This window comes from Mesorhizobium sp. M0862, assembly GCF_040319795.1.
In the GTDB taxonomy this organism is placed as follows: domain Bacteria; phylum Pseudomonadota; class Alphaproteobacteria; order Rhizobiales; family Rhizobiaceae; genus Mesorhizobium.
The window spans coordinates 351,702-373,963 of the sequence record NZ_JAMYOJ010000002.1 but is presented as its reverse complement, the minus strand read 5'-3'; the positions used below and the strand labels follow the sequence as shown (position 1 = coordinate 373,963).

Genomic DNA, 22,262 nt, shown 5'->3' with positions numbered 1-22,262 from the left:
GTGGCGGCGGAATAGTCCGGTCCGCCATTCGATGTCCGTTAAATGCTTCACATCTGTATCGGACGTATTGCGCCAAAACAGCGTTTCGGTTTCCAGATCGGTGCGATCTGGAAACATTTGCATACAAATGAAATTGGTCGAATTGGCGGCCTTCGTAAGGCGGCTTATTCCCGGCTGCGCCTGGCGGCATGGCCTTCACGCGAACGCCGGCGTGGGGCGGCGTCGCCGGCGACGCCATCCTCGCTGACGGTCGTGCGTGGCGGCAATTTCACCGCCGCCGACAGTTTCGGGAACGGATCGACCTTGTTGGGAAGCGCCATCGCGTAGACGAAATGCTCCTGGAATTTCGGCTCCAGAGCGGTCTCGATCTTCTCGATGTGGCTGACCGTGTCCTCGATCTCGCGGCGATAGCCACGATTGAGCAGCGCCATGCGCGCACCGGCGCCGGCGGCGTTGCCGACGGCCGAGACCTTGTCGAGGTCGCAATCCGGGATCAGGCCGAGCACCATGGCGTATTTCGGATCGATGAACGAGCCGAACGCGCCGGCGAAATGGATGCGGTCGACGTGTTCGGTGTTCTGCTTTTCCATCAGAAGCTTGGTGCCGGCATAGAGCGCCGCCTTGGCAAGCTGGATGGCGCGCACGTCGGTCTGGGTGATGGTGATCTTGGGTTCGCCTTCCTTCAAGACATAAGAGAAGGTGCGGCCGTTGACCGTGACGCGCGGCGACCGCTCGGCCAGCGACCCGTCGATCACTCCATCCTCGGAGATGATGCCGGCGAGGTACATTTCGGCCACGATCTCGATGATGCCGGAGCCGCAAATGCCGGTGACGCCGGTCGCCTGCACGCTGTCGAGGAAGCCGGGATCGTCGGACCAGAGTTCAGAGCCGATGACGCGGTATTTCGGCTCCAGCGTATCGGGGTCGATGCGCACGCGTTCGATGGCGCCGGGGGCAGCGCGTTGGCCGCCGGAGATTTCCGCGCCCTCGAAGGCGGGACCGGTGGGCGAGGAGGCTGCGACCACCCGCTTGCGGTTGCCAAGCACGATCTCGGCATTGGTGCCGACGTCGACGATCAGCATCATCTCGTCCTGGCGGTGCGGGCCTTCCGACAGCGTCACGGCTGCGGCGTCGGCGCCGACATGGCCGGCAATGCAAGGCAGCATATAGAGGCGGGCGCCCTGGTTGAGCTTCAGGCCGATATCGGAGGCTTTGATGCGCACCGCGCCCGAGACGGCGAGCGCGAAGGGCGCGCCGCCGAGTTCGGTCGGATCGATGCCGAGGAACAGATGGTGCATGATCGGATTGCCGACAAAGACGGAATCCAGGATGTCGTTGCGCTGGACATTGCCTTCCGCGCAGACCTTGTCGACCAGGCCCGAGATCGCCTCGCGCACGGCGACCGTCATGCCTTCGCGGCCGTCCGGGTTCATCATCACATAGGAGACGCGGCTCATCAGATCCTCGCCGAAGCGGATCTGCGGGTTGGAGGTGCCCGACGAAGCGGCGACGCGGCCCGACAGCAACGACACCAGATGCATGGCGATGGTGGTCGAGCCGATGTCGCAGGCCAGTCCATAGGCCTCGTTCTTGAGGCCGGGCCACAGTGCGATCACGCGGGCGATGTCGCTTTCGGCATCCTTGTGGATGGCGGCGGTCGCGGTCCAGTTACCTTTGCGCAGTATGCCTTGCACCTGCGGCATCAGGTAGAAATCGAATTCGAGGTTTTTAAAGCCCCAATCCTTCATCAAGGCGATCTTGAGGCGGTCGAGATCGCCCAGCGGCTTGTGCATGTCGGGCTCTTCGATCTCGACATAGCACATGCGGATTGCCGCATCGCGGGCGATGACGCGCGTGTCGGCATCCTTGCGGATGGTCTGGGCGTTGATGACCGTGTCCTGCGGCACGTCGATGACGAGGTCGCCGAGAATCTGCGCCGAGCAGGACAGGCGGCGCCGCTCGGGCAGGCCGCGGACGCGCTCATAGCGCTCTTCCTTGGCGCCCTTGGGCGAGATGTGGTCGTTAGACGAGACGATCTTGTGCTTGGCGAAATTGCCTTCCTGCACTTCGATCTGGCAGCGACCGCAGGTGGCGCGGCCACCGCAGACGCTCTCGACATAGACGCCGAGCTGACGTGCGGCATCGAGCACCGGTGTGCCGACGGGAAACCGCCCGCGCTTGCCTGACGGCATGAACAGCACGAGCGGATCAGTAATGTTTGCAGGCGAGTTCACGATTGCGCGCTTATCCCCTGGCCATGCGGGCTTCACGGCCGCCGCGCCGGCGACCGCCATTGCCGCCGCCTTCGCCCGGAGCGTTAACGGCGGTGGGCGCTGCGACCGCCTGGCCGCCTTCGGCCGGTTTGTAATCCTTGTAGGTGCGGATCCAGTTGGTGCAGTTCTCGTCGGTGCCGTTGAGCACATTGGCGCCGCGCACGGCTTCCATTTCCTGCGGGCGAACCGGGTTCATGATAGCGCTAGTCATGCCGGCGCCGATCACCATCGGGATGAAGGCGGCGTTGATGCCGTGGCGGTGCGGCAGGCCGAACGAAATGTTGGACAGGCCGCAAGTGGTGTTGACCTTGAGCTCTTCGCGCAGACGGCGCAGCAACGCGAAGACCTGGCGGCCGGCATCGCCGAGCGCGCCGATCGGCATCACCAGCGGGTCGACGACGACGTCATGCGCCGGAATGCCGAAATCGGCGCAGCGCTGCACGATCTTCTTGGCGACGGCGAAGCGCACATCCGGATCCATCGAAATGCCGGTCTCGTCGTTGGAGATCGCGACGACCGGAACATTGTACTTCTTGACCAGCGGCAGGATGGCTTCGAGCTTTTCCTCTTCGCCGGTCACGGAGTTGACCAGCGGGCGGCCCTTGGCGACCTTGAGCGCTGCCTCGATGGCGGCGGTGACCGACGAGTCTATCGACAGCGGCAGGTCGACCAGGCCCTGGACGATCTCCAGCGTCTGCACCAGCAGGCCGGGTTCGGTTTCGTTCGGATTAACGGAGGTGACGCCGGCATTGACGTCGAGCATGGTGGCGCCGCAGGCGGCCTGTTCCAGCGCATCCTTGATGACTGTCTCGAAATTGCCGGCGATCATCTCGGCGGCCAGCTTCTTGCGGCCGGTCGGGTTGATGCGCTCGCCGATGACGCAGAAAGGCTGGTCGAAGCCGATGATGATCTCTCGTGTCGCCGAGGCGACGATGGTCCGGGTCATGAAGTCTCTCCGCCTGATATAAAGATTTCTTTATATCGTTGTCTGGTTTCATTCAAGCGAATGGCTGGCCGTCCGCGCTGTCAGTGCGCGGTCTTCACCATGTCCACCTGCGTTTCGGTAATGTCGTCGTGCAGTATGCTCTCGAGCCGGTCGGCGACCATCTGATCGTCGTGGCGGATCTCGCGTTTCCATGGCTGGCGGCCTTTCAGCACGCCCGATTCATCGACGATCTCGGCGACATATTCCTCCTGGCGGTAGGCCATCACATGGATGCCGGAGACACCAGGAATTTCCTTCACCTCGTTGATGATGTCGGTGCAGAGCTGCTTGCCTTCCTTCTTCTGGTCCTGGGCGCCTTCCAGCCGCTTGATGATGGCATCGGGAATATGGATCCCGGGCACGTTGGAGCGGATCCATTTGGCCGTCTTGGCCGAAGCCAGCGGGCCGACGCCGCACAGGATGAAAACTTTTTCCGTATGCCCCAAGTCCCGCGCCCTCTGCATGAAGGTTCTGAACATCGGCACGTCGAAGCAGTATTGCGTCTGCACGAATTGCGCGCCGGCGGCGATCTTTTTGCCGAGATGGATCGGGCGGAAATCGAAGGGTGGCGCGAAGGGGTTGACGGCGGCGCCGAGGAAAATTTGCGGCGGCGTCGTCAACTTGCGGCCGGACAGGAACTTGCCGTTGTCGCGCATGATGCGGCAGGTTTCCAGCAACGACATGGAATCGAGGTCGAAGACAGGCTTGGCGCCGGGCTGGTCGCCGGCCTGGACGCCGTCGCCGGTGAGGCACAGCATGTTGGCGACGCCCATCGCCGCACCGCCCAGCACGTCGCCCTGGATGGCGATCCGGTTCCTGTCACGGCAGGCAATCTGCATGATCGGGGCATAGCCCATGCGGGTCAAAAGCGCGCAGATGCCGACCGACGACATGTGGCAGTTGGCGCCGGAGGCATCGACGGCATTGATGGCGTCGACCCAGCCGTCGAAGATTTTCGCCCTGTTGTAGACGTCTTCGGGATCGGCGCTGTCGGGCGGGTTGAGCTCGGTGGTGACGGCGAATTCGCCGCGTCGCAGCACGCGCTCCAGTCGGCCACGCGAGGAGTGGCCGGGCAGGGGATCTAGCGGCAGATGGATGCCGGACGGGTTTTCATCGCGCTGACGGCCGATCACGCGCCCGCTCCGGTATTGGCTTTGGCAGCGGCTTCACGGGCCGCTGCCGACTGCGCCGTCACCCGCAGCCAGGCCGAGGTTTCGCGCAGCGACTGGTCGACCGGCTTCTGAACGGTCAGGATCCTGTCGCCATGCTCCATGTTCCGCGAACCTTCCCAGGCCTTGACCCAGACGCAAGGCATGTCGGGCTCGACCTCGCAATTGCCGTTGGCGCGCACGCCGCCACACGGGCCGTTGCGCAGCTGCTTGGGGCAGTTCATCGGGCACGACATGCCGGTCGAGGACAATATGCACTGACCGCACATGCGGCAGTCGAACATGAAGCCTTTTACGCGTTTTTCAACGAACTTGATCGGCGCTTCGACGCGGCCGTAGCCAAGGCCTTTCCACAGCGGATGGAGCAGCAGGAACATGTCTGCGAATCTGGAGTAGAACCATTCGAGCAATCGCGAATGGCGGATCGACCACAGCCTGATCGCAAACGAGCGCTGCACGCGCCGCTGCGGCGATACGTCGGCCGGCTTGTAGTCGGATTTCGGCGCTGCCTTCTTGACCTGCGTGGCCTGGGTCACCGCCGGGCCCCCTTTGCCGGGAGTCGTGTCAGACATTTTCTTTCCCGCCCGCCTTGACCAGAGCGACCAGCCGCTCGCGGTCGTATTTCGCGTCGATGTCGCTGAATGCCTTCTCGACCTCGGCTTCGAGGTCGTCGCCGACCGGGATCGGATCGGCCTTGCGCCATTCGGCGAGGTAATCGTCGGTGCCGCCGGCGCCGGTGCGCATGGCGCACATATCGATCGCCTCGGTGAAGCGCAGCGGCAGTTCGCGCTTGGCGTTCTGCCGGCCCTTCTTGACGATGACCTGGGCGGGGATGTCGCGCCAATAGACGACGATCAGATCGGCCATGAATTCTCTCACTCCCTGTAGAGCGCCGTGCGTCCATGAGGGAAACGACGCTCCACCACTTTGTCCAGCAGGTGCGAGCATTGCCGGATGCGCAGTGGGGCTGCTTGTTATGGGACGACGCGCGCGCATTCAAAAGCGACGCTATTGGACGTCGCAAAAAGAAAGGCGAGATTCCGAGGGAAGGCTGGCTACCAAACCCGCTTGGTCAGGCCGGTCCAGAGATAGAACCAGATCGTCGGATGGTACCATTGTTTCGACGGCAGGCCGGGGTCGATCGTGACAAGCTTGCCGTCCAAGGCACCGCGGACCGCCTCGACGCAGATGTCACGCGAGAACGCCGCCTGGCGCAACGCATAGCTCGAAATAGTGTCGCCGGGCTCCGGCTTGCCGCGCGCCTGTTTCAACACGCCGCCGGTGTCCCCGCCGGCGTCGACCAGATGCACGGTGGTGCCGAAATTCTGGAGATCGCCGCAGGCCAGCGCCCAGTAGCCGCCATTCATGCCGCGGTATTTCGGCGCGATGCCGGCGTGGTAGTTGAGCACCGGGCAGGGCATTTGCGCCAGCGTCTGCCGGGACAAGAGCCGGCAGCCGGCGAGCAGCACCACGCCCGGGCGGATGTCGGCGATCGCCTGCAGGCAATCGGCTGCGTTGGCGGAGGAGACGTGGATGATCTTTTGTCCCGGCTTCGGCTCGGTCTCAAGCTTCTGATCGGCGATGAGCCGCTCTGCGTGGCCAGCGAAGAAGCGCTTGCCGAGCCTCGTCAACACCATCGTGCCGAGTTGACCGATGGCCGAAAACCAGCCCTGGCGGCGCGCCCGGCCGAGCAGCAATTGTTTTTTGGATTCAGGGCTTTCGAGGATGACGCTGATAGGGTCGAGCTGGTCGGCGATGGCGTTGACGATGGCCCAGATGTGCGGCCCGCCTTCGGTGACGATGACGATCGCAGCACTTTTTTCAACCGCTGATGCCATGGCGCGCTTTCTTGCCGGCGCGCAACCATTTGCCGTGCGCTGCCCGGCTCAATTCTGTGCCGGGCGAGGTTAAATCTTGATGACCGCCCGGCCAGCGAGAGACCAACGGATCAGCGCTTGAACTCGATGATGTCGAGTTTCGATTCGTAGTAGGGCGCCGGGAATTCGATGCGCCATTCGTTGGCGCTGGTGCGGAAGGCATAGCCGACCTGGTCGCTTTCCGGGCCGCTGCCATAGGGTTTTGGCTTGTTGTCATTGACATAGCCGGAGCCGAGATAGATCGCGCGTTTTTCGCTATCGTCGAAGAAACGGCCCTTGGTGCGTTGCGAGCCGCTGACCTTTTCCAGCTGCCAGCCGGAGCCATCGTCCGTGACCTTGCACTTGAACCAGCCATAGATGACCAGCGGGCCGGTCAGGCCCACCTTGATGGTTCGGCATTGCCAGTTGCCGCTCAGGTCCTTGTCGGAAAAGGCCACTATCGGCTTTGCCAGCAGCGCGTAGAGTTGGCTGACCTCAGCCGGGTCTCCCGCTTTTGCCTCGGCCAGCGCCGCCTTGCGGGTCTCGCCATATTTGTCGAGGCGAACCTTGTCGGCAGGCGTGATGATCTTCTGCACCTCGCCGTCGGCGCGAGCGGGCAAGACGAGGCAGAGGAGGCCAAGGGCGGCGAGCAGGAGGCGAGGGGTCATCGGGACGTTCCGTGTTCGGATGGCTGCTGAATCAGCCTGTTTGCTTGTGGCTCACAACTTAAGCATCCGCGGCGGCCTGTCATCTGTTCTCGACAGCATCCCGGCTCAAGAACCGCTTCAGGCGTGGGCGGCGGCCTGCGCCAGCCCGGCCGTCAGGTCGCCATAGCCCGTCGGGCGCCGTTCATAGGCGAGGCCAAGTAGTTTCGCGGCCTTCTCGGCGACCTTGTCGAGTTCCGGATCGTCGGTCTGGGCGATGTAGATCAGCTTTTGGTAGTTGCCGAAATAATCCTTGATCAGTTCCGGGTGCTTGTCGAGGCCGAGCGGCTTCATGAAGAAGGCGTCGAACTGGCGGCACAGGAAGTCTGTCATGTAGAACGACATCATGTCGTCGTCGGCGACCTTCGCATAGGCGTCCATGCCCTGGTAGAAGGCAAAGCAGTGCGGCCCGGCCATGCGCTCGACGCCGTGCTTCTCCAGGACCCGGTCGAGCATGCCGCCGGTACCGCAATCGGCATAGCCGACGAAGATGTTGCTATAGCCTTCCGCCTTGGCCTTTTCGATCGCCTTGTCCATCGCCGGTGCGATGCGGTCGGGGTAGAAATGGAACTCCGCCGGCAGGCAGGTCAGGTCGAGATGGACGAGCTTGAGCTGCTCCTTGACGGCCAAAACTTCGCGCGCAATCATTCCACAGGCGATGACCAGCAGCCTGTCGTCTTGATTCGGTTTCGTTTTTTGCATTCTGGCCATGGAACCCGGTCGAAGCGGCCTTCGTTGCTGTGGGGCGAATCTATCGAGAGAGGGATAAACCGTCCATGAAACTGTTACGCGTTGCGCCGATTGCAATCCTTGCCTGCGTCCTGGCGCTTACGGCCTGTGCCAACACCGTCCGTGGTGTCGGCCGGGATATCAAATCGACTGCCAAAGCCGTCGACGACACCGTCACCAAACCCTGACGCAGCCATCCGTTCCAATAGCTGGGAACAAAAAAGCCGCGCTGCAAGGCGCGGCTTTCGATTGTGGGCCAGACGCCTTGCAGAACAGATCAGGCTGAAGCGCGCATATTATGCTTGCGCTTCATGAAGTCCTTGGCGGTCTCGACCGCCACAGCCGCGTCGCGGCAATAGGCATCGGCGCCGACGGCCTTGCCGAATTCCTCGTTGAGCGGCGCGCCGCCGACCAGGACGACATAGTCGTCGCGGATGCCCTTTTCCTTCATCGTGTCGATGACGACCTTCATGTAGGGCATGGTCGTGGTCAAAAGCGCCGACATGCCGATAATGTCGGGCTGGTGCTGCTCGATGGCGTCGAGGTATTTTTCCACCGCATTGTTGATGCCGAGATCGATGACGTCGAAGCCGGCACCTTCCATCATCATGCCGACGAGGTTCTTGCCGATGTCGTGGATGTCGCCCTTGACGGTGCCGATCACCATCTTGCCCTGCTTCGGCGCGCCGGTGGCGGCCAGCAGCGGGCGCAGGATGAACATGCCGGCCTTCATGGCGTTGGCCGACAGCAGCACCTCGGGAACGAACAGGATGCCGTCGCGAAAGTCCTCGCCGACGATGCGCATGCCTTCGACCAGAGCTTCGGTCAGCACCTTGTAGGGCACCCAGCCGCGCTCGAGCAGGATGTTGGTGCCTTCCTCGATCTCTTCCTTCAGCCCGTCATAGAGATCGTCGTGCATCTGCTGCACCAACTCGTCGTCGGAAAGCTCGGAGAGGATGATCTCGTCGTCGGCCATTTTTCTCGGGCTCCTTGCCGCGCGGATGCGATCACGGCGGCTTAAAATAATCGCGTCAATACCTAACCCGGCGGGGGCAGGTATCCATAGCTGATTTGCGACTTCCCGCAAAAGGAAAGCGACCGCAAATCTATTGGAATTCTTGTCGATTTTGCGACAGGCGTTGGCGCTGGCGGGCCGTTTCGAATAGGGTGCATGGCTACGATCCGGGCGAGAAGCCGCCATACGCGGCCGCAAACGGTTTTTAGGGAAAAACGATCATGAGTGAAAACGCGTCAGTCGACCAGGAAGCGTCCAATGCGCGACGTGGACGTGCTGCCAGCGGCGGCGCGGCTGCAAGGCGGGCGGCGCGCTCGGGCGGCGGACCGGGCACCCAGCTCACCTATATCAAGCGCAAGATCAACATCTATGAGGTCCTCAACGAGGAAGGCCTGGCGATTATCGAAAACAACACCGATACGGTGCTGGAAGAGATCGGCATCATCTTTCGCGACGACGCCGAGGCGCTGCAGCTTTGGAAAGAGGCGGGCGCCGACGTCAAGGGCGAGCGCGTGCATTTTCCCAAGGGCCTCTGCCGCTCGCTGCTGAAGACCGCGCCGCCCATCTACACCCAGCATGCGCGCAACGCCGAACGTTCGGTGCAGATCGGCGGCAACGCCACGGTCTTCGCGCCGGTCTATGGTCCGCCCTTCGTGCGCGATCTCGACGGTGTCAGGCGCTACGCGACGATCGAGGATTTCCGGAATTTCGTGAAGCTCGCCTATATGGCGCCGTCGATTCACCATTCGGGCGGCACGGTTTGCGAGCCGGTCGACGTGCCGGTCAACAAACGCCATCTCGACATGATCTACAGCCACATCAAATATTCGGACAAACCGTTCATGGGTTCGGTGACGGCGCCAGAGCGGGCCGAAGACACCGTCGCCATGGCCAAGATCGTGTTCGGCGACGATTTCGTCGAAAACAACACCGTGCTGACCAGCCTGATCAACGCCAATTCGCCGATGGTGTTCGACGAAACCATGCTGGGCGCGCTGAAGGTTTATTCGCGTCACAACCAGGCTTGCATCGTCACGCCGTTCATCCTTGCCGGCGCGATGAGCCCGGTCACGGTGGCCGGCACGCTGACGCAGGTTCTGGCAGAGGTGCTGGCCGGCGCCTCTTTCACGCAGTTGATCCGTCCCGGCGCGCCGGTGCTGTTCGGCACCTTCGCCTCGTCGATCTCCATGCAGTCTGGTGCGCCGACCTTCGGCACACCGGAGCCGTCGCTGGTTTCCTACGGCGCCGCACAGCTTGCCCGCCGGCTCGGTCTGCCGTTCCGCACCGGCGGCTCGCTCTGCGCCTCCAAGGTTCCGGACGCGCAGGCCGCCTATGAGAGCGCCAACACGCTCAACTCGACCATTCTTGCCGGCACCAATTTCGTCCTGCATTCGGCCGGCTGGCTCGAGGGCGGACTGGCCTCCTGCTACGAAAAATTCATGATGGACATCGACCAGCTCGGCATGACGCAAAAGTTTTCCGAAGGCGTCGACCTCTCGGAAAACGGCCAGGCGATGGACGCCATCCGCCAGGTCGGCCCGGGCAGCCACTATCTCGGCTGCGACCACACGCAGGCGAATTTCCAGACCGCCTTCTATCGCTCCAGCATCGCCGATAACAATTCCTACGAGCAGTGGCTGGCCGAGGGGGAGAAAACAGCGCCGCAGCGCGCCAACGAACTCGCCCGCCGCTGGCTGGAGACCTACGAGGCGCCGTATCTCGATCCGGGCATCGACGACGGGCTGAAGGACTACATCGCGACGAAGAAGGCGTCGATGGCTGACGCCTTCACCTGAAAGGAGCCCGAGTCAGGCGGGGCTAAAGTCGCCAACATCATCCACAAGGAAGTCTGGCGGAGCGCTTTCTCCGACCCGGACAAGAAGGGATGATTGCGCGGCGCCGGGCTGACGAGATAGCGGCCGCGCTTTCCGCCGACGGCCTCATCCTGCGCGGCGGCTTCAATTTCGCAACAAGCGAAACGCCGCCGCATGGCCCTTCAGCCGCCCCTGCCAAATCCGTGCTATTGGTCGGGCAGGCGGGAGCGGCACCCTGGCCGCATTTCCTGCGCTGGCGCGACCGGCAACCGCAAACCATTGCTAATCCGCTCGACACATGGTCGCGCGAAGTGATCGGTGCGGTGGCGGAGAAATTCGGCGCGCGCGCCGTTTCGCCTTCGGACAGACCTTATCTGCGTTCCAGCAATGGGCGATGCGAGCGGAGGGGCTGAGACCGTCGCCGCTGGGCATCCTGATGCATCCGCAGTACGGGCTCTGGCATGCCTATCGCGGCGCGTTGCTGTTCGAGGATGAGATCGCGCTTCCTGAACGTCGCGAAGCGATTCACCTTTGCGACGCCTGTGTCGCAAAACCTTGCCTGAAATCCTGTCCGGTTGATGCCTATTCGGTCGATGGTTTCGCCTATGAGTCCTGCCTGGCGCATGTGCGCGGGCAAAACGGCGAACCATGCCGCGGCGGCGGCTGCCTCGACCGCAACGCTTGTCCGTATGGCACGGCCCATCGCTATCCGCTTGAGGTTCAGGCCTTTCACATGACGGCGTTTGCTGGCCTGTAGCGGCGTTGAACGCCTGCACAAAGTGTTGAACGGGATTGTCAGGGACCGGCTTGCCCTGACAATGCCTGCTTATATGTATCGCACGACAATCAATGGGGCGAGCCATGGCGAAGCAGGACATTGAGATAGAGACCGGGGACGGCGTGGCGAAGGCGGGATTGTTCCGTTCGGCGACTGTTTCCCCGGTCAAGGCCGGTACCATTCTCTACATGGACGCCTTCGGTCCGCGACCGGCGCTCGACGCAATGGCGGAGCGGCTGGCGGGTGAGGGCTATGCGGTGCTGGTGCCGGATCTTTTCTATCGCAAAGCACCCTACGGGCCGTTCGAGCCCAAGACCGCTTTCGTCGTGGAGGAGACCAAGGTCGCGCTGACGGCGTTGGTCCACGGCACGACACAGGACATGACCATCCGCGACAGCAGGGCGTTCCTCGACACGCTTACCGCTGAAGGTGTCACCGGACCGGTCGGTGTCGTCGGTTACTGCATGGGCGGGGCGCGGGCCTTGAATGCGGCTGCAACCTATCCCGATCGCATCGTGGCGGCGGCAAGCTTCCATGGCGGCAATCTGGCCAGCGATGCCGCCGACAGGCCGCACCGCAAGGCTGCAATGATCAAGGCGCGGGTCTATGTCGGAACGTCTGGGGTGGACCGCAGCTTTCCGCCGGAGCAGTCGGCGCGACTGGCCGAGGCGCTGCGCGTGGCGGAAGTCGACCACGTCATCGAAAACTATGCCGGCATGGCGCATGGCTGGTGCGTGTCGGACCACAGCGTGTTCAACGCGGCCGGCGCCGAGCGCCACTGGAAGCGACTGACGACGCTGTTCGCCGAGACGCTGATCTAACGAGGCGTTGCCTGAAGTCGCAACGAACGGGTAGAGACTGCACGATTGGCGCGGCCTGTTAAAACAGCGCCAGTCGAGCGGGAACGAACAGCCTGATGCAATCCTATGATGTCGTGGTGATCGGCGCCGGTGCGGCCGGAATGATGTGCGCCATCGAGGCGGGCAAGCGCGGCCGCTCGGTCCTGGTGCTCGATCACGCGGCAAAGCCCGGCGAGAAGATCCGCATCTCCGGCGGCGGCCGCTGCAACTTCACCAACATCCATGCGAGCCCGAAGAATTTCATCTCGGGCAATCCGCATTTCTGCATTTCGGCGCTCAGCCGCTACACGCAGCGCGATTTCATCGGGCTCGTCGAACGCCACGGCGTCGCCTATCACGAGAAGACGTTGGGACAGCTGTTTTGCGATGGCTCGGCGCGGCTGATCATCGACATGCTGGTCTCCGAAATGCAGGATGGGGGCGTGGAACTTGCGCTGTCGACCGAGGTGAGGAACGTCAGCAAGGCCGCGGACGGTTTTGTGCTGACGCTCTCCACTGGCAGCGTCGCCTGCAATTCGCTGGTCGTTGCCTGTGGTGGCAAGTCGATCCCCAAAATGGGCGCGTCCGGTTTCGGCTACGAGCTTGCGGCGCAGTTCGGCCTGGCGGTGGTGGAAACACGGCCGGCGCTGGTGCCGCTTACCTTCGACGCAAGAACGCTGGAGCGGCTGGCGCCCTTGGCCGGCAATGCCGTCGATGCCGAAGTCGCCTGCGGCAAGACGCGGTTTTCAGAAGCGATGCTGTTTACGCATCGCGGCTTGAGCGGGCCTTCCATCCTGCAGATCTCGTCCTATTGGCGCGAGGGCGACGAGATCCGCATCGCCATTCTGCCGGGGAGGGATGTGGCGGAACTGCTGCGCGCCGCCCGGCGCGTCAACGGCAGGCAAGCGGTGCAGACGGTGCTTGCAAACCATTTGCCGAAGCGCCTTGCGCAAGCAGTCGCCGAGCGCAGTGGGATCGATGGCAATCTCGCTGATTTGACAGACCTGCAAATGAAAACCGTCGAAGCCGCCGTCAACGACTGGCGCATCAAGCCGGCCGGCTCCGAGGGTTACCGCACGGCGGAAGTGACGCTTGGCGGTGTCGATACCAACGGGCTCGATCAGAAGACGATGCAGGCGAAATCCGTGCCGGGGCTGTTTTTCATCGGCGAAGTCGTCGATGTCACGGGCTGGCTGGGCGGCTATAATTTTCAGTGGGCTTGGTCGTCCGGCTGGGCCTCGGGCCAGGTGTGCTGATATTCAGGTGAGGCCGGCCTGCAAACGACGGCTTTCTGTGCTTCCGGTGCTCGCGTACCAAAAGTACGCTCCGCTCCGGTTCTCGAAATCCATCGTTTTCGGCTCGGCCTGACCTGAATCTCAGCGCACCTGTTGCGCGTGCATCCGTCGCCTCGGAAAAAAATCTTTCCATAACCCCAAGGATTGGCCATTAGCCTTCGTCCAACAGGCAAATGATGGCGATGATGCTGGATGAAAGCGAAGCCTCCGACGCCGAATTGATCGGGCGGGCGAAGGGCGGAGACAGGGGTGCCTTCGGCAAATTGCTGGAGCGGCACTACGACTTCGTCTATCGCGCCGCCTATCGCTGGTGCGGAAAGAAGGCCGATGCCGAAGACATCGCCCAGGAGGTCTGTGTCCGTCTCGGCAAGGCGATCCGCGACTACCGCGGCGGCGGCGCGTTCACGACATGGCTCTATTCCGTGACGTTGAACGCGGCGCGCGACATGATGCGCAAGACCACGCGCGAAAACGTCAAGACCGAGGCTTTCGGCGCCTACAGCATGATATCGGGAGAGGCCTCGGCGGAACCTGAAGATCCCACTGAGGCGCTCTGGGCAGCGGTGCGGCAATTGCCGGACAAGCAGCGCGATGCAGTACTTCTGGTCTATGGCGAAGGTTTGAGCCATGCGGCCGCCGCCGAGGCGATGGCAATCTCGGAGACGACGGTTTCCTGGCACATCCATGAAGCGAAGAAACGGCTGAAGACGTTGATTCGTTCAGCCGGGGAAGTGTGACCATGGTCGACGACAACGAACTCAACAGGCTGCGCGACGCAGCAGTACCGGCGCCAGGCGAAAGCGCGAAGGCACGCGCCTTCGAAGCCGCCATGAGCGCCTATGATCAGGAAAATATTTCTGCCGTCACCCAAGGATCGGTCGGCGGGCTTCGTCTCACAGAGCGAGCACAAAAGCTCTGGAGCGAGATCATGCAAAAGAAACTCATCGCCACGCCAGCCATTGCCGGGCTCGTCGCCCTGCCGATCGCCGGATACGCCACCTTCCACATGCTGAGGGAACAGCCGTTGCCGTTCGGCGGCGACGAGAAGATCACCGAAACGCTGGCCGACAAACCGGCAACCAACGCGCCGGTAAAAGAAAAGCAGGCGCCTGAAGGCGACAAGAAGGCCGACGCCGATGTGCGAAGCCGCGACACCACTACGACGCTTACGCCGCCCGCGCCGCCGAAGCCCGAATCGACCGTTGCTGTCGCCCCGGCGCAGCAGGATGCGCTCGGACGCGGCGTGTTGGCCGAGCCTGCGCCAGTTGAGAGCCGCGAGTTTTCGCTTGACGGCACCGCTGCCCCGGCCGGCGGCGCGCGGGTCGACCGCATGGCCGGCACGACCGAATCCAAGTACCTGGCACAGCCTTCGACGATGCCGGCCGACCAGATTGCGCCGCAGGAGCCAAACCGCGACCGCGTCGAGGATTTCAAGACCAATCCGGTGCATGCAGCGCTTCAGGATCCGGTCTCGACCTTCTCGATCGACGTCGACACCGCTTCCTATTCCTTCGTCCGCGGCTCGCTGAAGCAGGGCTACCTGCCGCAGGCCGACACGGTGCGCGTCGAGGAGATGGTCAATTACTTCCCCTATGACTGGAAGGGGCCGGACTCGGCTTCGACGCCGTTCAATTCGACCGTCAGCGTGATGCCGACGCCGTGGAACGGGCACACCAAGCTGATGCACGTCGCCATCAAGGGCTTCGACATCAAGCCGGTCGAGCAGCCGAAGGCCAATCTGGTGTTCCTGATCGACGTCTCGGGTTCGATGGACGAGCCTGACAAGCTGCCGCTGCTCAAGTCGGCTTTCCGGCTGCTGGTCAGCAAGCTCAAGGCGGACGACACCATCACAATCGTCACCTATGCCGGTGACGCCGGCACCGTGCTGATGCCGACCAAGGTTACCGAGAAGGACAAGATCCTCAACGCCATCGACAATCTGTCGCCCGGCGGCTCGACGGCCGGCGAGGCGGGCATCAAGGAAGCCTACAGGCTTGCCCAGCAGTCCTTCATCAAGGATGGCATCAACCGTGTGATGCTGGCCACGGACGGCGACTTCAATGTCGGCCAGACCGATGACGACGATCTGAAGCGGCTGATCGAGCAGGAGCGCAAGACCGGCGTCTTCCTGTCGGTGTTCGGCTTTGGACGCGGCAATCTGAACGACCAGATGATGCAGACCATCGCCCAGAACGGCAACGGCACCGCCGCCTATATCGACACGCTGGCCGAGGCCGAGAAGGTTCTGGTCGAGGATGCCTCCTCGACGCTGTTCACCATCGCCAAGGACGTCAAGATCCAGGTCGAGTTCAATCCGGACAAGGTCTCGGAGTACCGGCTGATCGGCTATGAAACCCGCGCCTTGAACCGCGAGGACTTCAACAATGATCGCGTCGATGCCGGCGATATCGGCTCGGGCCACTCGGTCACCGCCATCTACGAGATCACGCCGAAGGGCAGCGGCGGCGAGCAGATGGATCCGCTGCGCTACGGCCAGGCAACGGTCAACAATGGCGGCGTCGCCAATGCCGACGAATATGCCTTTGTGAAAATCCGCTACAAGCTGCCGAACGAAGACGTCTCGAAGCTGATCACCACGCCGGTGACCTCGGCCAACGAGGTCGCGTCCTTCGACCAGGCCAGCACCGACCAGCGTTTCTCCGTCGCTGTCGCCGCCTTCGGCCAGAAGCTGCGCGACGAGGATGCGACCGCGAAGTTCGGCTACGACAAGATCATGGAGATTGCCACCGCCGCCCGAGGAGCCGACCCGTTTGGGTACAGGTCCGAGTTCCTTTCGCTTGTGCGCCTTGCCTCGGCGCTGGGCGGTAACCGGTAGTGGCAATACAGCCGGTTCCTTTCAGACGGGGGTCGTTCTGATACGGGGAACCGACTACGGGCGGGTGAGGCAGGCCGGCGGGGGAAACCCTGCCGGCCTTTTTTTCGGATCGATTGATCCGAAGCGCACAGATGATCCGCCTGATCGTTAAATTGCGCGGCTTTTCCGGAACGTCATCGCAATGCCCTGCTATTATTGCATGGGGTCGGGACTGGGCTTGGGGAGCCGGGAATTGCAGATCATGAACATTGGAAACACGACGCCGGCGGTGAGACACACGCAGGCGTCGGGAACGCTGTCGCCAGAATCCAGGCGCATCATGGATGACGTCGACGCAGCCCGGAATACCGCAAAGTCGGCGCTGACCAATGACCGCTTTCGCGTCATGCTGGAGCAGATCGGCAATCCGCAGTCGTCGGGTGACCTGGTGACGATGAATGAAAGCGCCGACAGCACCGCCCTGGATTTCACGACGGCGCTATCGCGTTACGCTGAAAACAGCGAATAAGTTCGATATCAGGCCCGGCTGCGGCGGCGTTCGCGGCGGGCTTCGCTGGTCTCGGCGGTGTTTTCCGTCGCCACCTTGTTGCGCATCGGACCGATGCGCTCGATGATCCCCGCGACGGTCGGGCGTTCGGATTTGGTGTGCGCGTCGAGCGCCTTGCGCATGGCGGCAAGGTGCTGGAACGAGGTGCCGCAGCAGCCGCCGATGATCTTCGCGCCGCCATCCACCGCCAGCCGGACATAGTCGGCCATCAGCTCCGGCGTGCCGGAATAATGGATCTCGGTGCCACGAAATTCGGGAATGCCGGAATTGCCCTTGACGATCACCGTCGCTTCCGGCTTCGCCTCGGTCATGTCGAGCAGCGAGGCCAGGATGTCGGAGGCGCCGACACCGCAATTGGCGCCGACACCGAGCGGCGTCTCTGAAAGTCCGTCGGCGACGCCGTGGATATCCCTGGGCAGCAGGCCCATCATGGTGCGGCCGGCAGTGTCGAAGGAGCCGGTATAGGTGTAGGGCAGGCCGACGCGGATAGCGGCTTGCGCCGCGGCGCGGATCTCGTCCGGCGCCGACATGGTCTCGATCCAGGCGACTTCGGCGCCGCCTTCCTTCAAGCCTTCGATCTGTTCGGCGAAGGCCTCGACCGCCTCGTCATAGGTCATGGCGCCGAGCGGCACCAGCAACTCGCCGGTCGGCCCGACCGAGCCGGCGACGATGACTTTCCTGCCGGCCTTGTCGGCGACCGCCCGGGCAATCTCTGCGGCGCGCTTGTTCAGCGCATGCACGCGGTCCTGCGCATGGTGCAGCTTCAGCCGGTGGCGCGTGCCGCCGAACGAGTTGGTGAGAATGATATCGGCGCCAGCGTCGACGAAATTCTGGTGCAGGCTGGTGATGGTATCGGGCGCTGTCTCGTTCAGCAACTCCGGCGCTTCGCCGGCCTCCAGACCCATGGCGAACAAATTGGTGCCGGTGGCGCCATCGGCGAGCAGCACGCCCTTTTCGGCCAGCAGAGCATCGATGGGATTGTTCGCGGTCATCGGATCGACTTTCAGATATTTGAATGGAATAAGGATATAAAGAAGTCTTTATGTCCAGTCAATGTGTTTGCAACCTGCAATGCCGCGCGGCGCACCTTTCCGGGGCGTTGGCGATCAGGCAGAACCCGATGGAAATGACGCGCCGGCCAGATTGCGCGCGTAGGCGGCGGCCTCATGCGGGTTGATGTCGGCGGCCCGGATCAGATTGTCGAAATGCTGGGTCAGCGCCTGTACCGGCTGGGTGGCATTCAGCACGACATACATGTCGCCGACATAGATGGCGGCGCGGTAGGGACCGAAGATTGTCAGCGGGATCGAATAGCGCATGCGGCCGTCATAGAGGAACAGGCGGAAGGTGGGGTAGAGATCGTCAAGCAGCGTCGCCATATGGGCAAGCTGCTGCCGGCGATCAGCCTCGGGAAAGCGGTCCCAGACGCCCAGGCCGCGGGCGAAAATCTCCAGCGTGTGGCGCGGCATGCAGACTTCCATATCGGTCTCAGGGCGCCGGTTGTACTCGATGCGGTACTGCGTCTCGCTGGCCTGCGCCAGACGGCTGCGGTTGGTGATGTTGGCTTCGTAGTCGACCAGCTGGCGTGTGCGCAGGAGATCGGGAATGCCGGCCGGCACATAGCGGATCTTGGTGCCTGCGGCCTCGGCGAACCATTTGGCGAGCAGCGTGCGGTCGAAGCCGTCGGGCGCCTCTTCGATCTCCAGGCTTTCGCGGATTTCGCCGGTGACGCCTTCGTCCTGGGAGAGGCCGAGCAGCCAGTCCAGCGAGATCTTGAATTCGGCGGCGATGTTGAGCAGCGTTTCGGCGCGTGGCAGGCGCGTCGAGGCGCCGGACATCAGTTGCGACAGAGCCGACCGGTCGATGCCGACTGCTGAGGCGAAAGCCGACTGGTTGAGATCGGACCTTGTCAGGAGCAGCTTCAAGCGCTCCCGGAAGATTGCCGAAAGGTCCCGTTTGTCCACTGTTCGTTCTCCGCGCTCTCTTAGGAAAAATTTGCGCCCGATCCGTCGGATCAGCACTTCCAGCGTAAATGAATCCGTAGGGTTGTTTACAATGTATAACATCTGCGGTCGAAAATGCGCAATCGCAACATTTTGTACACTTTGTCTCGTTGAGCGGAATCGCTTCTCCTGACACTATGCTGTCAGGAACCAATTCCGGCGACTGAGGGACAGTGGTCGATAGCATGACAGGCAAGCGCATCAAGCGACGCGACGCAGCGGCCATCGAGTGGCCGACCGTGCTCCTCGCTTTCTTCTGTTACGGAATGTGGCTCGCTGCCGGGCTCCTGCTCTGGCCCTCTTATCCGATCCCGGCACTTCTTCTCCTCGGCTTCATCCTGGCCTTGCAGTCGTCGATCATGCACGAAGTGCTGCATGGCCATCCGACGCGCAGCGCGCTCATCAACGAAGCCTTCGTCTTCCTGCCGATCGGCCTGGTCTGGCCGTTCCGTCGCTTCAAGACGCTTCATTTGCGCCACCACGCCGACGAGCGCCTGACCGATCCCCTCGACGATCCCGAGAGCTATTACCAGGCGTTGTGGATGCATGACGATCTGCCGCCGACAATGAAATTCCTGCTCAAGATCAACAACACCATGGCCGGCCGTTTCTTCCTCGGCCCCTGGCTGTCCTGCATCGGTTTCTTCGTCGACGATGCCAAGCATGTGATTGCCGGCGACAAGGTGATCGGCAAGGCATGGCTGCTGCATGCGATCGGCCTCGCCATCGTAGTGCCGATCGTGCAGTTCGGCTTCGGCATTCCCGTATGGCTCTACATTCTGGTGCCGGTCTGGCTCGGCCAGTCGCTGATCGCGGTCCGGACTTTCGCCGAACATCAGTGGTCCGAGCACCCTGAAGGACGCACGGTGATCATCGAGCGCTCGCCGCTGTCGTTCCTGTTCCTCAACAACAATCTGCACTTCGTCCACCACAAGACGCCGACGGTTGCCTGGTACAGACTTCCAAAACTGTTTGCGGACCGCCGCGACGAGTGGCTGCGGATGAACAATGGCTACGCCTATCCGAACTATTTCGCACTGATCAAAGCCTACGCATTCAAGGCCAAGGAGCCGATCGTGCACCCGGTGCTGCGCCGCCAGGCGGAGCCGGGCAGGGCGTTCAAGCCGCGCATCAGGGCGCGCAGCATCAGCGGGCTTGGCAGCGCGCCAGTTCCGGCCGAGCCGCCGAAGGAATAATCCCCGGACTTCCCGAACCCGTGTCGGCCAATTCTGATTGGACGCCGCGTTTTTGCGATCCTTTCCCGAGCCATGATGATTGAGTGTCGGCATGAGTGATTTGGTTGCGGCATTGCCGATGTACGACTGGCCCGAAGTGCGCGGCGAGGTCGACGCGCAATGGGCAGCGTTGCGCGAGGCTTTTCGGCACAAGGGCGTCGATGCGCCGCAGACAATCGTGCGCCGCAATGGCGACCTGCCGCCGGTGCCGGGGGGTATCCAGGACGCCGAGGGCAGACTGATCGCGCCCAATCCGGCGACACTGCCGCCGAACGAACTCGACCATCATCAGCTTTGGCTCCATCCGGCGCTGCTGTTCGCGCAGACCTGCTGGGGGCCGATGGAACTTGGCCTGAACAAGCATGTGCAGGTGGTCGGCCAGCCGAGCTACGACGCTTACGAAGGCGGCCAGGGCGAACTCTATTCCAGCGCGCTGGTGATGCGCACGGCCGAGGGACCGGAAGTTCGCTCGCCCGCGGATGGCAAAGCCTTGCTGCCGCTCGATCTGATGCGTGGCAAGCGTTTTACCTACAACAGCCTCGATTCGATGTCGGGCATCATCGCGCTGACGCGCGACCTGCAGGCCGCCGGCGAAAGCCTGGATATCTTTTCCTCACGCAGCGAAAGCGGTGGCCATCGCCGCTCGATCATCGCGGTCGCCGAGGGCAAGGCGGATATAGCTGCCATCGACTGTGAGAGCTGGGCGCTGGCGCAGCGTTTCGAGCCTGCGGCAAACGCCGTGAAGGTCGTCGGCTGGACGGCAAGGCGCAAAGGCCTGCCCTACATCACCGCCAGGACGACGCCGGAAAAGACGCTCAAGGCTCTGCGCGAGGCGCTTGCCGGATCAGCCGAGCAGCCTCGCATCCAACGGGTAGGTTGAAAGCTGCTCGTTACCGGTCTCGGTGATCAGGATCTGTTCCTCGATCTTGACGCCCTCATGGCCGCCGAGACGACCGATATAGCTTTCCACGCACAGCACCATTCCCGGCTCCAGCACGCCATCGGGCGTGTCCGGCGTCCAGTCGCTGGCATGTGGCAGGGTTGGATACTCGTCGGCGAGGCCGACGCCGTGATAGAGCACGCCGTAGCGCGCCGGGAAGCAATCTCCCGGCGGCACCACGGAGCGTTCGACCAGGTCGCGGAAGGATATGCCGGGCTGCATCAATTGCGTGTTGTGGGCGATCTGGTCGGCGGCGATGTGGAAGAGGTCCCGTTGCTCGTTCGATGGTCTCGCATCGCCGCAAAGCCAGGTGCGGGAGAGATCGGCGCAGAAGCCGTAGGGACCGATCAGGTCGGTATCGAAGGCGACGAGGTCGCCTTCCTCGATCACACGCGATGAGCATTCCTGGAACCACGGATTGGTGCGCGGCCCCGAGGCAAGCAGCCGGGTTTCGATCCATTCGCCGCCGCGCGCAATGTTGCCGCGGTGGAGTTCGGCCCACAATTCGTTTTCGGAAATGCCCGGCGTCAGCGCCTTCTCCATTTCACCCATCGCCGCTTCGCAAGCGACGATTGCGCGGCGCATGGCGAGGATCTCGTCCGGCGATTTGATCAGCCGCGCATTTTCCATCACCGCTTCGCCATTGCCGATCGAAATGCCGAGCCGGGCGAGTTCCTCGACGCCTTCCGGGTTGATGTGGTCGACCGCAATGCGGCTGTTGCCGCCGCCATGCTCCTTGACCAGATCGGCGATGCCGGCCGCCCAGCGGCGGACTTTGTGCTCGGTCAGCTCGCCGCCATAGAGATACATCCACGACACTGCCGGCCGCACCTCGTCGACGACGCCGGAATGATCGGACAGATGCTCGCAGGAGAAATAGTCGAACAGCACCACGGGTCCCTCAGTGGCGACGAAGCAGTGGCGGGTCGGATTGTGCGCGACCCACAGCTGCATGTTGGTCGAATCGGTGGCGTAGCGGATGTTGACGGGGTCGTAGAGCAGCGCGCCGGCGTAGTTTCGGCGCCTCAGTTCGGCGCGGAGGCGCTCGAGCCGGTATTTGCGCATCGCGGCAAGATCGGGCGCGGCGATGCCTGCCGCTTGCCATTCGGCTTCAGCCAGCGCGCCATAGCCCAGCACATGCTGGTTCAGCGACGCCGCCTTCTGGCGCGATGTTTCGCGCAAGGCTTCGACGGAGCCGGGCTCGAACGGCATGATCTTGCGATGACGACCGAACCCTTGTTTCT

21 protein-coding genes and 1 pseudogene are annotated in these 22,262 nt (G+C 62.8%); 10 read left to right on the top strand and 12 right to left on the bottom strand.

Features of this window, described 5'->3' with window-relative positions; translation table 11 throughout:
• Positions 1–164 precede the first annotated feature (164 nt).
• The 8 genes from NKI15_RS04425 to NKI15_RS04390 all read right to left on the bottom strand — a co-directional run bounded on the left by NKI15_RS04425 (position 165) and on the right by NKI15_RS04390 (position 7,698).
• A complete protein-coding gene (locus tag NKI15_RS04425) occupies positions 165–2,294 on the bottom strand; it encodes an ASKHA domain-containing protein (protein WP_032891376.1) in 2,130 nt (709 codons plus the stop codon).
• Positions 2,245–3,219: a methyltetrahydrofolate cobalamin methyltransferase gene (locus NKI15_RS04420; protein ID WP_023670394.1), complete on the bottom strand. Its 975-nt coding sequence runs from the start codon at positions 3,217–3,219 to the stop codon at positions 2,245–2,247. The genes NKI15_RS04425 and NKI15_RS04420 overlap by 50 nt, the downstream gene beginning before the upstream one ends.
• An 80-nt stretch (positions 3,220–3,299) precedes the next feature.
• Complete coding sequence (locus tag NKI15_RS04415; RefSeq protein WP_023706089.1) at positions 3,300–4,391, bottom strand: methylenetetrahydrofolate reductase; 1,092 nt, start codon at positions 4,389–4,391, stop codon at positions 3,300–3,302.
• Positions 4,388–4,999 carry a methylenetetrahydrofolate reductase C-terminal domain-containing protein gene (locus NKI15_RS04410; RefSeq protein ID WP_023706088.1) on the bottom strand — a complete coding sequence of 204 codons (612 nt, stop codon included), beginning with the start codon at positions 4,997–4,999 and terminating at the stop codon, positions 4,388–4,390. Before NKI15_RS04410 ends, NKI15_RS04415 begins: the two co-directional genes overlap by 4 nt.
• Positions 4,992–5,294, bottom strand: a complete 303-nt coding sequence (locus NKI15_RS04405; RefSeq protein ID WP_023670397.1) for a virulence factor — start codon at positions 5,292–5,294, stop codon at positions 4,992–4,994. The genes NKI15_RS04410 and NKI15_RS04405 overlap by 8 nt, the downstream gene beginning before the upstream one ends.
• A gap of 188 nt (positions 5,295–5,482) precedes the next feature.
• On the bottom strand, positions 5,483–6,265 hold the full coding sequence (locus NKI15_RS04400) for a formyl transferase (protein ID WP_352885792.1): 783 nt from the start codon (positions 6,263–6,265) through the stop codon (positions 5,483–5,485).
• 110 nt (positions 6,266–6,375) lie between these two features.
• Positions 6,376–6,951, bottom strand: coding sequence for a DUF4893 domain-containing protein (locus NKI15_RS04395; RefSeq protein ID WP_023706086.1), 576 nt, complete (start codon positions 6,949–6,951; stop codon positions 6,376–6,378).
• A 117-nt stretch (positions 6,952–7,068) separates the two neighbouring features.
• The gene (locus NKI15_RS04390; protein ID WP_023706085.1) at positions 7,069–7,698 is read right to left on the bottom strand and encodes a DUF1638 domain-containing protein; all 630 of its coding nucleotides are present in this window, start codon (positions 7,696–7,698) and stop codon (positions 7,069–7,071) included.
• A 65-nt stretch (positions 7,699–7,763) separates the two neighbouring features.
• Between NKI15_RS04390 and NKI15_RS04385 the strand changes: the two genes are divergently transcribed.
• On the top strand, positions 7,764–7,904 hold the full coding sequence (locus tag NKI15_RS04385) for an entericidin A/B family lipoprotein (RefSeq protein WP_023670401.1): 141 nt from the start codon (positions 7,764–7,766) through the stop codon (positions 7,902–7,904).
• An 89-nt stretch (positions 7,905–7,993) separates the two neighbouring features.
• On the opposite strand, the gene NKI15_RS04380 is transcribed toward NKI15_RS04385, so the two are convergent.
• Positions 7,994–8,692: a cobalamin B12-binding domain-containing protein gene (locus NKI15_RS04380; RefSeq protein WP_023670402.1), complete on the bottom strand. Its 699-nt coding sequence runs from the start codon at positions 8,690–8,692 to the stop codon at positions 7,994–7,996.
• A gap of 260 nt (positions 8,693–8,952) precedes the next feature.
• Here NKI15_RS04380 and NKI15_RS04375 point away from each other — a divergent pair, with 260 nt between their 5' ends.
• The 7 genes and pseudogenes from NKI15_RS04375 to NKI15_RS04345 all read left to right on the top strand — a co-directional run bounded on the left by NKI15_RS04375 (position 8,953) and on the right by NKI15_RS04345 (position 16,801).
• Positions 8,953–10,527: a trimethylamine methyltransferase family protein gene (locus tag NKI15_RS04375; protein ID WP_023670403.1), complete on the top strand. Its 1,575-nt coding sequence runs from the start codon at positions 8,953–8,955 to the stop codon at positions 10,525–10,527.
• Positions 10,528–10,616: 89 nt separating this feature from the next.
• Positions 10,617–11,302, top strand: a pseudogene (locus NKI15_RS04370) (hypothetical protein).
• 104 nt (positions 11,303–11,406) lie between these two features.
• Positions 11,407–12,144 (top strand): dienelactone hydrolase family protein, encoded by a 738-nt coding sequence (locus tag NKI15_RS04365; RefSeq protein WP_023706083.1) that lies wholly within the window; start codon positions 11,407–11,409, stop codon positions 12,142–12,144.
• A 95-nt stretch (positions 12,145–12,239) separates the two neighbouring features.
• Positions 12,240–13,418, top strand: a complete 1,179-nt coding sequence (locus NKI15_RS04360; protein ID WP_023706082.1) for a BaiN/RdsA family NAD(P)/FAD-dependent oxidoreductase — start codon at positions 12,240–12,242, stop codon at positions 13,416–13,418.
• A gap of 215 nt (positions 13,419–13,633) precedes the next feature.
• Positions 13,634–14,194 (top strand): RNA polymerase sigma factor, encoded by a 561-nt coding sequence (locus NKI15_RS04355; RefSeq protein ID WP_023688122.1) that lies wholly within the window; start codon positions 13,634–13,636, stop codon positions 14,192–14,194.
• 2 nt (positions 14,195–14,196) lie between these two features.
• Entirely contained in the window at positions 14,197–16,293 is a 2,097-nt protein-coding gene (locus NKI15_RS04350) for a vWA domain-containing protein (protein WP_023706081.1), read from the top strand.
• A gap of 241 nt (positions 16,294–16,534) precedes the next feature.
• A complete protein-coding gene (locus NKI15_RS04345) occupies positions 16,535–16,801 on the top strand; it encodes a hypothetical protein (RefSeq protein ID WP_023724232.1) in 267 nt (88 codons plus the stop codon).
• An 8-nt stretch (positions 16,802–16,809) separates the two neighbouring features.
• Here NKI15_RS04345 and bmt read toward each other — a convergent pair whose 3' ends face one another.
• Positions 16,810–17,832, bottom strand: coding sequence for a betaine--homocysteine S-methyltransferase (bmt, locus tag NKI15_RS04340; RefSeq protein WP_352885791.1), 1,023 nt, complete (start codon positions 17,830–17,832; stop codon positions 16,810–16,812).
• A 114-nt stretch (positions 17,833–17,946) separates the two neighbouring features.
• Positions 17,947–18,804 (bottom strand): helix-turn-helix domain-containing protein, encoded by an 858-nt coding sequence (locus NKI15_RS04335; protein ID WP_023681768.1) that lies wholly within the window; start codon positions 18,802–18,804, stop codon positions 17,947–17,949.
• Positions 18,805–19,028: 224 nt separating this feature from the next.
• Between NKI15_RS04335 and NKI15_RS04330 the strand changes: the two genes are divergently transcribed.
• Both NKI15_RS04330 and NKI15_RS04325 read left to right on the top strand, forming a co-directional pair.
• The gene (locus NKI15_RS04330) at positions 19,029–20,039 is read left to right on the top strand and encodes a fatty acid desaturase (RefSeq protein WP_031200512.1); all 1,011 of its coding nucleotides are present in this window, start codon (positions 19,029–19,031) and stop codon (positions 20,037–20,039) included.
• A gap of 91 nt (positions 20,040–20,130) precedes the next feature.
• On the top strand, positions 20,131–20,958 hold the full coding sequence (locus NKI15_RS04325; RefSeq protein ID WP_023706079.1) for a phosphate/phosphite/phosphonate ABC transporter substrate-binding protein: 828 nt from the start codon (positions 20,131–20,133) through the stop codon (positions 20,956–20,958).
• On the opposite strand, the gene NKI15_RS04320 is transcribed toward NKI15_RS04325, so the two are convergent.
• Entirely contained in the window at positions 20,923–22,230 is a 1,308-nt protein-coding gene (locus NKI15_RS04320; RefSeq protein WP_023706078.1) for a M24 family metallopeptidase, read from the bottom strand. The two genes, NKI15_RS04325 and NKI15_RS04320, sit on opposite strands and share 36 nt — an antisense overlap.
• Between the last annotated feature and the right edge of the window lie 32 nt (positions 22,231–22,262).

What these genes read in the sequence shown, in the direction of transcription:
- NKI15_RS04425 (WP_032891376.1), bottom strand. Translation starts at nt 2,294, where the DNA reads ATGGCGGTCGCCGGCGCGGCGGCCGTGAAGCCCGCATGGCCAGGGGAT.
- NKI15_RS04420 (WP_023670394.1), bottom strand. Translation starts at nt 3,219, where the DNA reads ATGACCCGGACCATCGTCGCCTCGGCGACACGAGAGATCATCATCGGC.
- NKI15_RS04410 (WP_023706088.1), bottom strand. Translation starts at nt 4,999, where the DNA reads ATGTCTGACACGACTCCCGGCAAAGGGGGCCCGGCGGTGACCCAGGCC.
- NKI15_RS04405 (WP_023670397.1), bottom strand. Translation starts at nt 5,294, where the DNA reads ATGGCCGATCTGATCGTCGTCTATTGGCGCGACATCCCCGCCCAGGTC.
- NKI15_RS04400 (WP_352885792.1), bottom strand. Translation starts at nt 6,265, where the DNA reads ATGGCATCAGCGGTTGAAAAAAGTGCTGCGATCGTCATCGTCACCGAA.
- NKI15_RS04395 (WP_023706086.1), bottom strand. Translation starts at nt 6,951, where the DNA reads ATGACCCCTCGCCTCCTGCTCGCCGCCCTTGGCCTCCTCTGCCTCGTC.
- NKI15_RS04390 (WP_023706085.1), bottom strand. Translation starts at nt 7,698, where the DNA reads ATGGCCAGAATGCAAAAAACGAAACCGAATCAAGACGACAGGCTGCTG.
- NKI15_RS04385 (WP_023670401.1), top strand. Translation starts at nt 7,764, where the DNA reads ATGAAACTGTTACGCGTTGCGCCGATTGCAATCCTTGCCTGCGTCCTG.
- NKI15_RS04380 (WP_023670402.1), bottom strand. Translation starts at nt 8,692, where the DNA reads ATGGCCGACGACGAGATCATCCTCTCCGAGCTTTCCGACGACGAGTTG.
- NKI15_RS04375 (WP_023670403.1), top strand. Translation starts at nt 8,953, where the DNA reads ATGAGTGAAAACGCGTCAGTCGACCAGGAAGCGTCCAATGCGCGACGT.
- NKI15_RS04365 (WP_023706083.1), top strand. Translation starts at nt 11,407, where the DNA reads ATGGCGAAGCAGGACATTGAGATAGAGACCGGGGACGGCGTGGCGAAG.
- NKI15_RS04360 (WP_023706082.1), top strand. Translation starts at nt 12,240, where the DNA reads ATGCAATCCTATGATGTCGTGGTGATCGGCGCCGGTGCGGCCGGAATG.
- NKI15_RS04355 (WP_023688122.1), top strand. Translation starts at nt 13,634, where the DNA reads ATGGCGATGATGCTGGATGAAAGCGAAGCCTCCGACGCCGAATTGATC.
- NKI15_RS04350 (WP_023706081.1), top strand. Translation starts at nt 14,197, where the DNA reads ATGGTCGACGACAACGAACTCAACAGGCTGCGCGACGCAGCAGTACCG.
- NKI15_RS04345 (WP_023724232.1), top strand. Translation starts at nt 16,535, where the DNA reads ATGAACATTGGAAACACGACGCCGGCGGTGAGACACACGCAGGCGTCG.
- bmt (WP_352885791.1), bottom strand. Translation starts at nt 17,832, where the DNA reads ATGACCGCGAACAATCCCATCGATGCTCTGCTGGCCGAAAAGGGCGTG.
- NKI15_RS04330 (WP_031200512.1), top strand. Translation starts at nt 19,029, where the DNA reads ATGACAGGCAAGCGCATCAAGCGACGCGACGCAGCGGCCATCGAGTGG.
- NKI15_RS04325 (WP_023706079.1), top strand. Translation starts at nt 20,131, where the DNA reads ATGAGTGATTTGGTTGCGGCATTGCCGATGTACGACTGGCCCGAAGTG.
- NKI15_RS04320 (WP_023706078.1), bottom strand. Translation starts at nt 22,230, where the DNA reads ATGCCGTTCGAGCCCGGCTCCGTCGAAGCCTTGCGCGAAACATCGCGC.